At 70.0% G+C, this 14,756-nt stretch carries 13 protein-coding genes; 8 read left to right on the top strand and 5 right to left on the bottom strand.

The window, feature by feature from the left end:
- Nucleotides 1-58 precede the first annotated feature (58 nt).
- The 3 genes from KBX21_RS21895 to KBX21_RS21885 all read left to right on the top strand — a co-directional run bounded on the left by KBX21_RS21895 (nt 59) and on the right by KBX21_RS21885 (nt 5,590).
- Nucleotides 59-922, top strand: a complete 864-nt coding sequence (locus KBX21_RS21895) for a hypothetical protein (RefSeq protein ID WP_210843398.1) — start codon at nt 59-61, stop codon at nt 920-922.
- Nucleotides 923-1,037: 115 nt separating this feature from the next.
- Nucleotides 1,038-4,601 (top strand): DNA polymerase III subunit alpha, encoded by a 3,564-nt coding sequence (gene dnaE, locus KBX21_RS21890; RefSeq protein WP_210843396.1) that lies wholly within the window; start codon nt 1,038-1,040, stop codon nt 4,599-4,601.
- Nucleotides 4,602-4,762: 161 nt separating this feature from the next.
- On the top strand, nt 4,763-5,590 hold the full coding sequence (locus KBX21_RS21885; RefSeq protein WP_049571428.1) for a PadR family transcriptional regulator: 828 nt from the start codon (nt 4,763-4,765) through the stop codon (nt 5,588-5,590).
- A 64-nt stretch (nt 5,591-5,654) separates the two neighbouring features.
- Here the strand turns inward: KBX21_RS21885 and KBX21_RS21880 are convergent, their stop codons facing one another.
- Nucleotides 5,655-6,188, bottom strand: a complete 534-nt coding sequence (locus KBX21_RS21880; protein ID WP_210843394.1) for a DinB family protein — start codon at nt 6,186-6,188, stop codon at nt 5,655-5,657.
- 78 nt (nt 6,189-6,266) lie between these two features.
- Between KBX21_RS21880 and KBX21_RS21875 the strand changes: the two genes are divergently transcribed.
- Entirely contained in the window at nt 6,267-6,935 is a 669-nt protein-coding gene (locus KBX21_RS21875) for a hypothetical protein (protein ID WP_247666141.1), read from the top strand.
- A gap of 27 nt (nt 6,936-6,962) precedes the next feature.
- On the opposite strand, the gene KBX21_RS21870 is transcribed toward KBX21_RS21875, so the two are convergent.
- The 4 genes from KBX21_RS21870 to KBX21_RS21855 form a co-directional block, all read right to left on the bottom strand.
- On the bottom strand, nt 6,963-8,831 hold the full coding sequence (locus KBX21_RS21870; protein ID WP_210843393.1) for a long-chain fatty acid--CoA ligase: 1,869 nt from the start codon (nt 8,829-8,831) through the stop codon (nt 6,963-6,965).
- Between the two features lie 155 nt (nt 8,832-8,986).
- Nucleotides 8,987-9,445 carry a Cys-tRNA(Pro) deacylase gene (gene ybaK / locus KBX21_RS21865; protein WP_049571419.1) on the bottom strand — a complete coding sequence of 153 codons (459 nt, stop codon included), beginning with the start codon at nt 9,443-9,445 and terminating at the stop codon, nt 8,987-8,989.
- A 144-nt stretch (nt 9,446-9,589) separates the two neighbouring features.
- On the bottom strand, nt 9,590-10,372 hold the full coding sequence (locus tag KBX21_RS21860) for an LON peptidase substrate-binding domain-containing protein (protein ID WP_049571415.1): 783 nt from the start codon (nt 10,370-10,372) through the stop codon (nt 9,590-9,592).
- 100 nt (nt 10,373-10,472) lie between these two features.
- Nucleotides 10,473-11,033, bottom strand: a complete 561-nt coding sequence (locus tag KBX21_RS21855; protein ID WP_017544530.1) for a ferritin — start codon at nt 11,031-11,033, stop codon at nt 10,473-10,475.
- A 259-nt stretch (nt 11,034-11,292) separates the two neighbouring features.
- Between KBX21_RS21855 and hisD the strand changes: the two genes are divergently transcribed.
- The 4 genes from hisD (at nt 11,293) to KBX21_RS21835 (ending at nt 14,715) form a co-directional block, all read left to right on the top strand.
- Entirely contained in the window at nt 11,293-12,606 is a 1,314-nt protein-coding gene (hisD, locus tag KBX21_RS21850; RefSeq protein ID WP_210843391.1) for a histidinol dehydrogenase, read from the top strand.
- Between the two features lie 200 nt (nt 12,607-12,806).
- On the top strand, nt 12,807-13,889 hold the full coding sequence (locus tag KBX21_RS21845; RefSeq protein ID WP_210843389.1) for a histidinol-phosphate transaminase: 1,083 nt from the start codon (nt 12,807-12,809) through the stop codon (nt 13,887-13,889).
- Nucleotides 13,890-13,959: 70 nt separating this feature from the next.
- Entirely contained in the window at nt 13,960-14,553 is a 594-nt protein-coding gene (hisB, locus tag KBX21_RS21840) for an imidazoleglycerol-phosphate dehydratase HisB (protein ID WP_017544533.1), read from the top strand.
- Nucleotides 14,554-14,715, top strand: a complete 162-nt coding sequence (locus KBX21_RS21835) for a hypothetical protein (protein WP_017544534.1) — start codon at nt 14,554-14,556, stop codon at nt 14,713-14,715. It abuts the gene before it with no gap.
- Nucleotides 14,716-14,756: the final 41 nt, after the last annotated feature.

Here is a 14,756-nt window from a genome sequence, read left to right as displayed (position 1 = left end):
CGGAACGGCGACCGAATTCCCTTGTCGCCCCCGACCCCGCCTTGTTGACTGGGGTCCCATGGCAGACAAGGAACCCCGACTCCCGTTCCGCTGGGACCTCTCGCGCGCCGAGCAGCTCGGGACCCTGCCCGTTGACACCCGACCCGAGGAGATCCCCGAACTCACCGAGTGCGCGGCCAGGGTCCTGGCCCGCAGCGCCGACGGCGACCTGTACTTCGTGGGCCGCTCCCCGGACAGCCTGCACGACCTGCTCAGCGGGGTCCTCGCCGACACTCCGCACCTGTCCAGGCTGCACCGCCTGCCGCTCTCCCTCCACGGCACGGACAGCCGCGACCCGACCCCCGACGAGCGCGCCCAGCTCCGCGCCGACCTCACCGCCTCGGGCATCACGCCCGCCGGTCTGGCCGCACGCGATCGCCCCCTGGTCCTGGTCGACCTCGTCCACGAGGGAACCACCTTCGGCAACCTCCACCGGGAGCTGCGCGCCTGGATCGACGAGGAACGCGCCGCATGGAACGTGATCCGCCGCAGGCTCCGCTACCTCGGTGTCACGGCCCGCCGCCACACCAGCCCCAACACCTGGCGCTGGCAGCAACACGCCGAGTGGACGCGTGAACTCCCCGCCAGCTCCGTGGGCAACGTGTCGGTGTTCGGTCCCCTCTGGCGTTACCTCGGCGAGCGCCAGGCCAGGGTCGAACCCCCGTTCCGCCGCGCCCGCTGGTCCGACCCCGGTGTGGCCGTGCCCCGCCACGACGACCGCACCCGGGAGGCCCTCAGCGAGGCGCTGTCCTTGCGTGACCACGGCCTCACCCGCAGGGCTCGCGCCCAGGTCCACCGCGTCCTGACCGCGGAACCCGCCTTCCGGGACCCCTGGCTGCGCACCCTGGCCCACACCCTGCGCTCCTCCGGCGGATCCCGCTGAGCCCCTGAACGGTGGGGGTGGCCCGCCGTCCACAGGGCGTCCGCGAAAGTCGTGGGGAAGTCGTAGGCTCAGGAGACACCACCCGTCCGTCTACCCGCCTGGGGGCACCCGCGTCATGGCCGACTCCTTCGCTCATCTGCACGTCCACACCGAGTACTCGATGCTCGACGGGGCGGCGAAGCTGAAGCCCCTGTTCAAGGAGGCCGCGCGGCTGGAGATGCCAGCCGTGGCCATGACCGACCACGGCAACATGTTCGGAGCCTACGAGTTCTACCAGCAGTCCAAGGGCTCGGGCGTCAAACCGATCATCGGCATCGAGGCGTACGTCGCACCCGAGTCGAGGTTCCACAAGAAGCGGGTCTTCTGGGGCCGCTCCAACACCTCCGACGACGCCTCGGCGGAGGGCGGCAAGGACATCTCCGGCGGTGGCCGGTACCTGCACATGACCATGTTGGCCCAGAACGAGCAGGGCCTGCGCAACCTCTTCAAGATGTCCTCGCTGGCGTCCATGGAGGGCTACTACATGAAGCCCCGCATGGACCTGGAACTCATGCAGCAGTACAACGAGGGCATCATCGTCTCGACCGGCTGCCCCTCCGGCGGTGTGCAGACACGGCTGCGTCTGGGGCAGGAGAAGGAGGCGATCGAGTACGCGGCCGGGCTGCAGGACATCTTCGGCAAGGAGAACGTCTTCCTGGAGCTGATGGACCACGGCGTGCCGATCGAGAAGGTGGTCCGGGACGGACTGCTCAGGGTCGGCCGTGAGCTGAGCATCCCGCCGTTGGTCACCAACGACTCGCACTACGTCTACGAGTCCCAGTCCTCGGCGCACGACGCCCTGCTGGCGGTCGGCGTGGGCAAGAACCTGGACGACCCCACCCGGTTCCGGTTCAACGGTTCGGGCTACTACCTCAAGACCGCCGACGAGATGCGCGGCCTGCTCAACTTCGACGAGTGGGCCGAGGGCTGCAAGAACACCCTGCTCGTCGCGGAGCGGGTCGACCCCAACGCCTACGACAACGTCTTCGCCCACCGCGACCTCATGCCGGTCTTCCCCGTGCCCGAGGGTGAGACGCAGGCCTCCTGGCTGGCCAAGGAGGTCGAGCGCCGCATCCCCGTGCGCTACCCGGACGGGGCCACGGACGAGGCACGCACCCGCATCGAGTACGAACTCGGCATCATCAACAAGATGGGCTTCCCCGCCTACTTCCTCGTGGTCGCCGACATCTGCAACCACGCCCGCGAGAACGGCATCGCGCTGGGCCCGGGTCGTGGCTCCGCGGCGGGCTCGATGATCGCCTACATGCTGGGCATCACCGACCTGGACCCTCTGGTGCACGGTCTGCTGTTCGAGCGGTTCCTCAACCCCGAGCGCGTGTCCATGCCCGATGTCGACCTGGACTTCGACGAGCGTCGGCGCGCCGAGATGATCGAGTACGCCACCCGCCTGTACGGCGATGAGCGGGTGGCGCAGATCCTCACCTTCGGCACCATCAAGGCCAAGGCCGCGATCAAGGACTCCACCCGGATCCTGGGCATGCCCTACTCCACGGGCGACCAGATCACCAAGGCGTTCCCCGCGCCGGTGGGTGGCAACGAGATCCCGCTCGAAGCGGTGTACAACACCGAGCACGAGCGCTACGGCGAGACCACCGAGCTGCGGAACCTGATCGACAACGATCCGCAGGTCAACAAGGTCATGGAGACCGCGCGCGGCATCGAGGGCCTGACCCGGGGCACCGGTGTGCACGCGGCGGGCGTCATCCTGTCCAAGGAACCGCTGCTCGACGTGATCCCGCTGCACAAGCGCGACGCGGACGGCGCCATCATCACGGGCTTTCCCTACCCTCAGTGCGAGGACATGGGGCTGCTCAAGATGGACTTCCTGGGCCTGCGCAACCTCACGATCATGGACGACGCGGTCAAGAGCATCAGGGAGGCCGAGGGCGTCGAGGTCGACCTCGGCAAACTCCCGCTGGACGACCCGAAGACCTACAAGCTCCTGGCCCGCGGTGACACGCTCGGTGTGTTCCAGCTGGACGGCGGCGCGATGCGTAACCTGCTCAAGCGGATGGAGCCGAAGAGCTTCGGTGACATCACCGCCGTGATCTCGCTGTACCGGCCCGGCCCGATGGCGGCCAACGCGCACAACGACTACGCCGACCGCTCGAACGGCCGTCAGGACGTCACGGCGATCCACCCCGAGCTCAAGGACGCCCTGGACCCGATCCTCGGGGAGACGTACCACCTGATCGTCTACCAGGAGCAGATCATGGCGATCGCCCAGCAGCTCGCCGGATACAGCCTGGGCGGTGCGGACCTGATGCGTCGCGCCATGGGCAAGAAGAAGAAGGAGGCCCTGGAGAAGGAGTTCGAGAAGTTCTCCTCGGGCATGATCGAGAAGGGCTTCTCCCAGGAGTCCATGCAGGCGATCTGGGACGTCATGCTCCCGTTCGCGGGCTACGCGTTCAACAAGTCGCACGCGGCCGGATACGCCCTCGTCGCGTACTGGACCGCCTACCTCAAGGCCAACCACCCGGCCGCGTACATGGCCGCGCTGTTGACCTCGGTCAGTGACGACAAGGACAAGATGGCGGTGTACCTGGCCGAGTGCCGGGCGCAGCACATCAAGGTGCTGCCGCCGGACGTCAACGAGTCGGGTCTGCGCTTCACCCCGGTCGGCAAGGACATCCGCTTCGGCATGGGCGCGGTGCGCAACGTGGGCGCGAACGTGGTGAACTCGATCGTCAGGACCCGCACGGAGAAGGGCAAGTACTCGTCCTTCACGGACTTCCTGTCCAAGATCGAGCTGGCGGCGTGCAACAAGCGCGTGATCGAGTCGCTGGTCAAGGCGGGCGGGTTCGACTCGCTCGGCCAGCCGCGGCGTGAGCTGTACCGTCACCACGAGGTGGCGGTGGACGGCATGATCAGCTCCAAGAAGCAGGAGGCCCACGGGCAGTTCGACCTGTTCGGTGGCGGGGACGACGACGGGGACTCCACGCCGATCGGGCTGAACATCCAGTGGGGCGAGGAGGAGTGGGACCGCAAGACCAAGCTGGCCTTCGAACGGGAGATGCTGGGTCTGTACGTTTCCAGTCACCCGCTTGCGGGGGCCGAGCGGGTGCTGGCGCGTTCCCGGGACACCTCCATCGCGCAGATCGTCGCCGGTGAGATGGCGCGCGAACGGGGTGAGGTACGGATCTCGGGGCTGATCTCCAAGGTGGACAAGCGCACCAACAAGGCGGGCAACCAGTGGGCCATCGCCACGGTGGAGGACCTGGACGCCAGCATGGAGGTGCTGTTCTTCCCCAAGACGTACCCGCTGTACGTGGAGGCGTTGCTGGAGGACACCGCGGTCACGGTCAAGGGGCGGCTCAACGACCGGGACGGCACCTGGTCGATGTTCGCCTCGGAGATGTCCATCCTCGACATCTCCCACGTCACCGAGGGTGAGCCGCCGGTCCTGCTGACCGTCGCCGAGGACCGGTTGGACGCTGGGCTGATCGACGACCTCCGCCAGGTGCTGAGCACGCACAAGGGGGACACCCCCGTGCGGATCCGGGTGGACAACCCGGTGCGCTCCCGGATCTACGCGGTGGACCGCTACTCGGTGCGGATCTCCCCGGAGTTCAACGGTGAGATGAAGAGCCTGCTGGGGGCGTACGCGGTCGACTACTGACACTGACCCGCCTTCAAGATCCCCGTGTGCGACTCCGCACACGGGGATCTTTGTTTTCTTTCGCTCTTGCCGCGATCCAGTTAACGATATATCTTTGAGCTATCGGATCACGGAATGACAGTCGTGAACGATCAAGATCACTCGAAACAGAGGAGAACGACATGACCGCGATGGCACTTCCCGGCCCCTGGCCCTGGGGCGGACAGCACTCCGAGCGTCCCCGACTTCCCTGGGCCTGGCGCCCCACGGACACCCCCCGCGCACACCACGACCCGCGAGACGCGCACGACGAACACCGCGGGCCGCGACGGGACGGGTTCGGGCACCCGCCGCCCGAGCCGCCCAGGCCGCCGCACCCGCCGTGGGGCGCGGGCCCCGTCCCTGGCGGTCCCTTCGGCGGACCGGGGGGACCCGCTGGGTCCGGCGGCCCCTTCGGGCCGGGCTTCCCCTTCGGGGGCGGTCACGGACACCGCCGAGGCGGCACCCGGGCACGGCGCGGGGACGTCCGCACCGGAATCCTCATGCTCCTGGCAGAGGAGACGCGCAGCGGCTACGAGATCATCCGCGAGGGCCGCGAACGCAGCGGCGGGGCCTGGCGCCCCAGCCCCGGCTCGGTCTACCCGATGCTCCAGCAGCTGGAGGACGAGGGCCTGGTCGCTCAGGTCGAGGGGGAGGGGCGCCGCCGTCCCTACCAGCTCACTGACGAGGGCATCGCCTACCTGGAGGAGAACGGCGCCGACCTCACCCCGCCCTGGGAGGCGGGGGCCGACGCCTACGCCGACGCCAGGTCCCGCTACGAGGAGATCAGCACCCTGGCGTACCAGCTCTCGGCCGCCGCGTCCCAGGTCGCCCAGGCCGGGACCCCGGAACAGCTGGAACGGGCCAAGCGTCTGCTGGCCGACACCAAGCGGGGGCTCTACCTGATCCTCGCCGACGATGACGGCGGTGGCGTCACCGAGGGCGCCGACACCACGGACGACGAGGACTGATCCGCACGACACTCGGGCCCGGGACGGTGCACCACACCGTCCCGGGCGCGAGTCGTCGCGGTGCCTACTCGCCGGTGACGCCGTCGGCCAGCTCCCGGAGGATGTCCAGATGCCCGTTGTGCCGGGCGGTCTCCTCGATCATGTGCAGGACCACCCAGCGCAGGGTCACCCGTTCACGATCCCTGAGCACCCGTCGGGCTGAGTTGCCGAGCTCCAGGTGGGAGGTGATCTCCCGGGAGCGCTCGCACTGGGCGGCGTACTCGGCGAGGAGTTCGCCCAGGGGCCGCTCGGCCCCGACCCTGAACTCGCCGTCCGGATCCTCGGTCGAGTACGGGGCCACGTCGGGCTGGTTGAGCATCACGACGTCGAACCAGAAGGCCTCCACCCAGCGCAGGTGCGAGACGATCCCGCCGATGGTGGTCATGGGCGACCCCGGAACCGGGGCGGACGAGGAGAGGTCGGCGGCCAGGCCCGCGCACTTGCGGTGCACGGTCGCCCGGTGCCAGTCCAGCGAGGCCAGGAGCATCGTGCGTTCGTCGGCGGCTGTGGGAGCATCGACACGCTCGGGGAGGTTCTGGAGACTGCTCTTGTCGCTCATGGCGGTATTCTCCTTCGGGCCATGTCCGGTATCCACAGGTTTTCGGCGGGGCCGGGTGGCGACGATGAGGAGCGGGTGATGGCGGAACAGAGCGGTAGGGGTCCGGTGCGCGGCCTGGTCGTGGGCGTGGCACTCCTCGGGGCAGTGGCCCTGCTGGGCGCGCTCCTCGCGCCGTTGTGGTGGTGGCTCGCCCCGCGGCCCGAGGTGGTGGTCCTGCCGGACGGAGGTGTCTTCACGGGCGCGTCCGAGGTGGTCTTCGCGGGCGAGGGCTACTTTGTCGTCATCACCGCGCTGGCCGGGCTCCTCACCGGCTACGCGACCTACATGGTCCAGTTCTCGCTGGCACGGCGCAGGTTCCAGGACCTGCGACTGGTCGGGCTGATCTCCGGTTCGCTCGGCGCTGCCGTGGCCTCCCTTCTGGTCTGGCGGATCGGGGTCGCCCTGGACGCACCGGCTCGGGAGACCATGCTGGCCACCGACCCCGGCGGGACCGTCGTCGCCGCCCTCCAACTCCAGGCCGTCGCCTTCCTGATCGTGTGGCCCTTCGTGCACGTCCTTCAGTACGGGCTGCTGGACGCCTTCAGCCTGATGCGCGGCGACCAGCCCGGCGTTCCCGAGCAGGTCCGGGTCGCACCCCTGCCGGAGGGCACCGTCCCCCAGTCCGGCGATCCCCAGTCCAGCGGTCCCCGGACCGGTGACCCTCTGACCGACCCCCGTCCGGGCGGACCGGGGCCCGTCAGCGGCTGACGGAGCCCATCGCGGGCGGGGCGGCGCTCACAGCTTCTGGACGGAGCCCTCGTACATGCCGTCGAGCAGGTCCCGGTACCGCTCCTCGACCGCCCTGCGGCGCATCTTCAGGCTCGGCGTGATCTCGCCCTGTTCCACCGTCAGCTCGTTCGGCAGGATGGCGAAGTCCTTGACGGACTCGTGCCGGGGCAGGCCGCGGTTGAGTTCGTCGACGGCCTCCTGGACCATCGCCCGGACCCGGGGCTCCCGGGTGAGGCCGAGGTAGTTCAGCGCGCCCAGGCCGTTGGCCTCCGCCCAGACCTCGATCGCCTCCGCGTCCAGGGTCACGAGCGCCACACAGTAGGGCCGACGGTCGCCGTGCACCACCAGGTTGCCCACATAGGGGCACAGGGACTTGAACCGGCTCTCGATGCTCTGCGGAGCCACGTACTTGCCGCCCGCGGTCTTGATCAGTTCCTTCTTGCGGTCGGTGATCCTCAGGCGGCCGTTCTCCAGGGCGCCGATGTCCCCGGTGGCGAACCAGCCCTCCTCGTCGAGGACCTCCTCGGTGGCGCCGGACAGGTTGTGGTAGCCGCGCATCACGCTGCCGCCGCGCAGGAGGACCTCGCCGTCCTCGGCGATCCGCACCTCGGTCCCGGGCAGCGGCAGCCCGACCGAGCCGAACCGCACGTCGCCGGGCCGGTTGAGGAAGGCGCCCGCCGAGGTCTCGGTCAGGCCGTAGCCCTCCAGGATGGTGATCCCGGCGCCGTAGAAGAACCGCCCGATCTCGGGGGCCAGGGGAGCGCTGCCGGAGACGAAGAACTTCAGCCGGTCGCCGAACCGGGCGCGCAGCTTGTCGAAGACCAGGCGGTCGGCCACCTTGTACTGGGCGGCGAGCAGCCCCCCGGGCTCCCGGCCCTCCTCCCTCGACCGGGCCACCTGGTCGCCCACGCCCACCGCCCACTTGAAGATCCGGTACCTGGCAGCCCCGCCCTCCTTGGCCTGCATGACGACCCGGTTGAACACCTTCTCGAAGATGCGCGGGGCCGCGGCCATGAAGGTGGGCCGCACCACGGCGAGGTTGTCGACGATCCGGTCCACGCGGCCGTCGACGGCGGTCGTGAAGCCCAGGCGCAGCTGGGCAACCTGCATGACCTTGCCGAAGCTGTGGGCGAGGGGCAGCCACAGGTACTGGACGTCGTCGGCGTCGAGCATCTCCCAGCCCTGGGCGCGCATCTCGTCGCCCATGACCCGCAGGGCCTCGGCCTCGTAGAGCCAGTTGGCGTGGTCCAGGCGCACCCCTTTGGGGCGGCCGGTGGTGCCGGAGGTGTAGATCAGCGTGGCCAGGTGGTCGGCGCGCACCGAGGAGACCAGTTCGTCGAAGAGCTCGGGGCGCTCGTCGTGCAGCCGGGCACCGACGGCCTCCAGCTCGGACAGGCCCATGACCCAGGCGTCGTCGCCTCCGGCCGCTCCCTCGAACGCGATGACCCGGGACAGCCCGGGCATGGCCCCGCGCTGTTCCACCAGCTTGGCGACCTGCTCGTCGTTCTCGGCGAAGGCCACCATGCTGCCGGAGTCGGACACGATGTACGCGCAGTCGGGCGGCCCGGAGGTGGGGTAGATGGTGGTGGAGGCGCCGCCGGCGCACAGGATCGCGAGGTCGGCCAGGACCCACTCCACGCGGGTGCTCGACGCGATCGCGCAGCGGGCCTGGGAGGTCACGCCCAGGGAGTGCAGGCCCAGCGCCAGAGCGCGGACGCGGTCACGGGTCTGGTTCCAGGTCAGTGACTCCCACTTCTCGCTGCCGCCGGTGGGGGAGGGGACCGGATAGGTGAACGCTTCCCGGTCCCCGGACTCGGCGACGCGGGAAGCGAACATGTCGGGAACGGACCGATAGGGGGATGAAGTGTTGCCCATGTCACAAAGCTACCCCCGGGTAAGGGGGCGGGCAACACTCCGTGGGCGAATGTGTGCGGGTCCACGAACCCCTGTGACCCAGCGGGTTCGGGGCCAAAGACGGGACCGTCGGACCCACGTCGACGCGCCCGCTCCCCACCCCGGTGGGAGGGCGCTCAGTCGGTCCCGATGGGTGCGACGGCGGCCTCGGTCAGCGCGATGAGGTCCTTGGGGGTCAGCTCCATCTGGAGACCCCGCCGCCCGGCGGAGACGTACACCGAGCGCAGCCCGGTCACCGAGGAGTCGATCACCGTCCGCAGCCGCTTGCGCTGCCCCAGCGGGCTGATGCCGCCGCGCACGTACCCGGTGATCTTCTCGGCCCTGGCCGGGTCGGCCATGGTCGCCCGCTTGCCCCCGACCGCCGTCGCCAGCGCCTTCAGGTCCAGCGAGGTGCTCACCGGCACCACCCCGACGGTGAACTCGCCGTCCACCTCGGCCACCAGCGTCTTGAACACGTGCTCGTGGGGCACTCCGATCGCGTCCGCGGCGTCCGGGCCGTAGGAGTGACCGCCGTCGCCCCCGTCCACCTCATAGGGGTGCAGCGTGTAGGTGGTCTTGGTCCTGCTGGCGGCCACGGTCGCGGGCGTGGCTTTTCCACTCATGGGTTACCTGGGCCTTCCACTTCGTACTACCGACCTCAGGGCAGGCTACTCCTCCGTACGGGGGACGGTGCGCCAGGTGAGGGGGTGTCCCGTCCCGGTGTGGCGTCCCGAGGCCCCCTAGTTGAAGGAGATCCCGTTGTCCAGGAAGGGCCCGGCGGGCAGATTGGGCAGGTCGGGCGCGGCCACGATCCGGTTCTCCCGGCGCAGGAACCGCGCTGCCACGGCCAGGCGGGTCGCCGTGTTCTCGGCCTCCAGCAGCCGTTGCTTCTCCGCCGAGTCGAGCACCACCGACATCGCCACGGAGTACGACAGCGCGATCGGGTCGCGGGGAAGGTCGCCCGAGGACTCCGACGCCATCCCGATCTCCGCCAGCCGCCGCTGGTACACCTCGTACAGGTCCCGCACCCGGTCGGCGTGTTCCTCGACGTCGGGGCCCAGCGCCTCGGGCAGCAGGGACACCGACGCCGTCGAGTAGTCGTCAGCGGAGGAGGGGTCGGCCTCGGACAGGTCGGTGATGGTGAACCGCGTTCCGCCCTCGATGACCAGGTCGTACCGACCGTCCTCATAGGTGCGCACGTCGCGTACCAGGGCGGTGCAGCCGGTGGCGCTCACCAGCGGAAGGGCGGGTCGGGCGCCCGGCCCCGCGGTGATGGGTGCCCCGGTGTCCGCTCCCCCAGCGCCCTGCCCGGACTCACTGGCCACCTCGTGCCCCAGCTCGATCCACACGACCCCGAACCGGGCGGGGCCGCGGTCACGGCCGACCGTCTCGCCCCCGGCGAGGGTCGGGCCGAGCAGTTCCGTGACCAGTCGACGGTACCTCTGCTCGAACACGTGGAGGGGGATCGTCATACCGGGGAACAGCACGGTGTTCAGCGGGAAGATCGGCAGTGCCTCTGGCATGGTCCCAGTATGCCTCCGCGGAGGTACGGACGCGGGCGCCCCGCCCGGGGGCGGCCGGACGGGGCGTGTGGTCAGGCGGCGCGCGGCCGGGCGCGACCGGTCAGGACACCGAGGGTCCGGCGGTGCCCGGTGCGCCCTGGCTGCCGTTGTCCTCGCTCGGCATGTCGCGGGCGACGAAGGTCTCCACGTCGAACAGGTTGCCGTTGGCGCGGTCCACGACGTTGAGGAGGGTCGACATCGTCGCGACCTCCTCCACCTGCTCCTGAATGAACCACTGGAGGAACTGCTCTCCGGTGTAGTCCTCCTCGTCGCGGGCCACCTTGGCCAGACGCTGGAAGTTGTCGGTCACCTCGCGCTCCTGGCGCAGCGCCAGGGCGACCAGGTCGCGGGGTACGGCGAAATCGGTCTCGATCTCGTCCACGCCCGGAAGGGCGAAGGTGACGTCGTTGTCGAGCAGGTACCGCACGATCATCATCGCGTGGTCGCGCTCCTCCAGGGACTGCTCGTAGAAGACCCGGGCCAGCTGGGGCAGGTCCTGGTCGTCGAACCAGGCGGCGATCGCCACGTACTGGTGCGAGGCGGTGAACTCGTGCCGCACCTGGTCGACGAGGAGACGGTGGAACTTGGAATGGTTGCTATCGCCGGTCTTGTTCGAAGTCATGTCACCACGATAACGCATTCAAATGCGTTTTACGAAACCCCTCCGAGTGGTGTCACAATGAATAAGGCTAGCCTTTCTTTCGTCATATTAGGTTAGGTGTCCCAAAGTTAGGCGACGCTTATGTCGCGCGTTTGGGGGAGTGGTGGGGCGGACGCCGGGGAGCGGGGTTCGCCCCGGTCGCGCGGTGTCGCGCGGGTGTGGTGTCCATCATCCGGACACCACCACACGGGGATTGGGCCGAGCCCCCTAGACTGGGACCGTGATCAGTCGAATCGACCTCCGAGGCTCCTCAGGCGACCCGCGCGACGCCCTTCCGCGCGCCGAAATCGATGTGGCGGACGCCACCGAACGCGTCCGACCGCTCTGCGAGGACGTCCGCCATCGCGGAACCGAGGCCCTGGTCGAACTCACCGAACGCTTCGACGGCGTGCGGCTCACCGATGTCCGCGTCCCCAAGGACGCCATCGACACCGCTCTCGCCGAACTCGACCCGGCCGTGCGCGCCGCGCTGGAGGAGTCCATCCGGCGCGCCCGCAAGGTCCACCACGCGCAGCGCCGCCAGGACCACACCACCCAGGTCGTCCCCGGTGGCACCGTCACCGAGAAGTGGATCCCGGTCAACCGCGTCGGTCTCTACGTGCCGGGCGGCCGCGCCGTCTACCCGTCCAGCGTCATCATGAACGTCGTCCCCGCCCAGGAGGCGGGCGTGTCCTCCCTCGCGGTGACCTCGCCGCCCCAGAAGGACTTCGGCGGACTGCCCCACCCGACCATCCTCGCCGCCTGCGCCCTGCTCGGCGTCGACGAGGTGTACGCGGTCGGCGGCGCCCAGGCCGTGGCGATGTTCGCCTACGGCACCGAGGACTGCGAACGCGTCGACATGGTCACCGGCCCAGGCAACATCTGGGTCGCCGCGGCCAAGCGACTCCTCAAGGGCGTCATCGGGATCGACGCCGAGGCCGGACCCACCGAGATCGCGATCCTCGCCGACTCCACCGCCAACCCCGACTACGTCGCGGCCGACCTCATCAGCCAGGCCGAACACGACGTCGTCGCCGCCTCCGTCCTGGTCACCCCGGACGAGGCCCTGGCCGAGGCGGTCACCGAACGCCTCGCCGTGCGTGTCGCCGCCACCAAGCACAGCGACCGCGTCCGCGAGGCCCTGTCCGGTCCGCAGTCCGGCATCGTCCTGGTCGACGACCTCGAACAGGGTCTGGCCGTCGTCGACGCCTACGCGGCCGAACACCTGGAGATCATGACCGCGGACGCCCCCGCCCGGGCCGCGCGCGTACGCAACGCCGGGGCGATCTTCGTCGGCGACCACTCCCCGGTCTCCCTCGGCGACTACGCCGCGGGTTCCAACCACGTGCTGCCCACGGGCGGCTGCGCCTGCCACTCCGGTGGCCTGAGCGTGCAGACCTTCCTGCGCGGGGTGCACGTCGTGGAGTACGACCGTGACGCGCTGGCCGACGTCGCCCATCACGTCATCACCCTGTCCCAGGCCGAGGACCTGCCCGCGCACGGCGAGGCCGTCGCCGCGCGCGCGGATCGCGCCGAGGAGGGGAACACCCCCTGACCCGGGGGCGTTCCAGCAGTTCCGGGGAGGTGCCGGGGGTGACCGCCCCCGGCGGCGCCCGAAAACCGGCCGAAGCGAAACCGGAGGCCGTCAGACGCCCGCCCCGGCGGGGCGAGGGGCCACGGGGACCCGTGTGACCACGGTGGTCACGGCGGCCCCGGTGGACCGTCCCGCCACAACCGACCACGAGTGTGAAACCAGTGAGCTTCACCCTGAACGACCTGCCACTGCGCGACGACCTGCGCGGCCGCTCGCCCTACGGCGCACCGCAGATGGACGTGCCGGTGGTCCTCAACACCAACGAGAACCCCCACGCCCCCTCGCCGCGTCTGGCGAAGGCCCTCGCAGAGGCGGTGGCGGACACCGCGCTGGGGCTCAACCGGTACCCCGACCGGGACGCGGTCCGCCTGCGCGAGGGCCTGGCCGCCTACCTGGGCCACGACCTGACCGCGGCCAACGTCTGGGCGGCCAACGGCTCCAACGAGATCCTCCAGCAGCTGCTCCAGGCCTTCGGCGGTCCGGGCCGCACGGCGATGGGCTTCGAGCCCTCCTACTCCATGCACCCGATCATCTCCCGGGGGACGGGGACGAACTGGGTGCCGGTCCCGCGCGACGCCGACTTCCGGATCGACGTGGACGCTGCCCTGGCCGCCATCGCCGAGCACCGGCCCAGCGTCGTCTTCCTCACCTCGCCGAACAACCCGACCGGCACCGCCCTGGAGATCGCCGACATCGAGCGCGTCGCCCTGGCCGCCCCCGGCGTCGTGGTCGTCGACGAGGCCTACGCCGAGTTCCGCCGCGAGGGCACGCCCAGCGCCCTGTCCCTGCTGCCGGAGCACCCCAGGCTGATCGTCTCGCGCACCATGTCCAAGGCCTTCGCCCTGGCGGGGGCGCGGGTGGGCTACCTCGCCGCGCATCCCGCCGTGGTGGACGCCCTCCAGCTGGTCCGTCTGCCTTACCACCTGTCCGCCGTCACCCAGACGGTGGCCGTCACCGCCCTGGAACACGCCGAGGAGCTCCTCGGCGCCGTCGCCGACCTGCGCGCCGAACGCGACGCCATCGTCACGTGGCTGCGGGAACAGGGCTTCTCCGTCGCCGACTCCGACGCCAACTTCGTCCTGTTCGGTGAGTTCGAGGACCGCGGCCGGGTCTGGCGGGACCTCCTCGAGCAGGACGTCCTCATCCGTGAGACCGGCCCCGACGGCTGGCTGCGCGTCACCGTCGGCACCACCGAGGAGATGGCAGCGTTCCGCGCGGCCCTCCTGAAGGCCACCGGCCGGTAGCCGCGTCGGGCGCCCCGCCCGACACCACCGCACCGCTCCACCACGACAGCACCACCAAGGATCAGGCACCATGAGCCGCATCGGGCGCGTCGAACGCGCAACCAAGGAAACCAAGGTCATGGTCGAGGTCGACCTGGACGGCACGGGCGTCGCCGACGTCTCCACCGGGGTCGGCTTCTTCGACCACATGCTCGACCAGCTCGCCAAGCACGGGCTCTTCGACATCACCGTGCGCACCGAGGGCGACCTGCACATCGACTCGCACCACACCATGGAGGACACCGCCCTCGCCCTGGGCGCCGCCTTCCGCGAGGCCCTCGGCGACCGCGCGGGCATCCGTCGCTTCGCCGACGCCAAGGTGCCCCTCGACGAGGCCCTGGCGGAGGTGACCGTCGACGTCTCCGGCCGCCCCTACCTCGTGCACACCGAGCCCGAGGGCATGGCGCCGATCATCGGCCGCGACTACGACACGACCATGACCCGCCACATCTTCGAGTCGTTCGTCGCCCAGGCCCGGGTGGCCCTGCACGTCCACGTGCCCTACGGCCGCAACGCCCACCACATCGTGGAGGCGCAGTTCAAGGCGTTCGCACGCGCGCTGCGCCAGGCCACCGAGAACGACCCGCGCGTGGACTGGGTGCCCTCCACCAAGGGCGTCCTGTAGATGGACACCGACCTCTGGGGCCTGTTCCTGCTGGTCCTGGGCGGCTTCCTCGCGGGCGGCGTCTACGCGCTGTGGGGGAGGAACCGCCTCATCGCCGGGGCCCTGGCCGGATGCGTCGCGCTCGCCGTGGTCTCCGGCGTGCTGCGGCTCGGCTACCTCTAGTCCGCCCGCTTCCAGGGCCGCTCACCTCACCAACTGAAGGG

The sequence above is a fragment of the Nocardiopsis sp. B62 genome (genome assembly GCF_018070675.1).
Classification (GTDB): Bacteria; Actinomycetota; Actinomycetes; order Streptosporangiales; family Streptosporangiaceae; genus Nocardiopsis; species Nocardiopsis prasina.
Note: the sequence above shows the minus strand (reverse complement) of the source record. Positions and strands in the feature narration are given on the sequence as shown.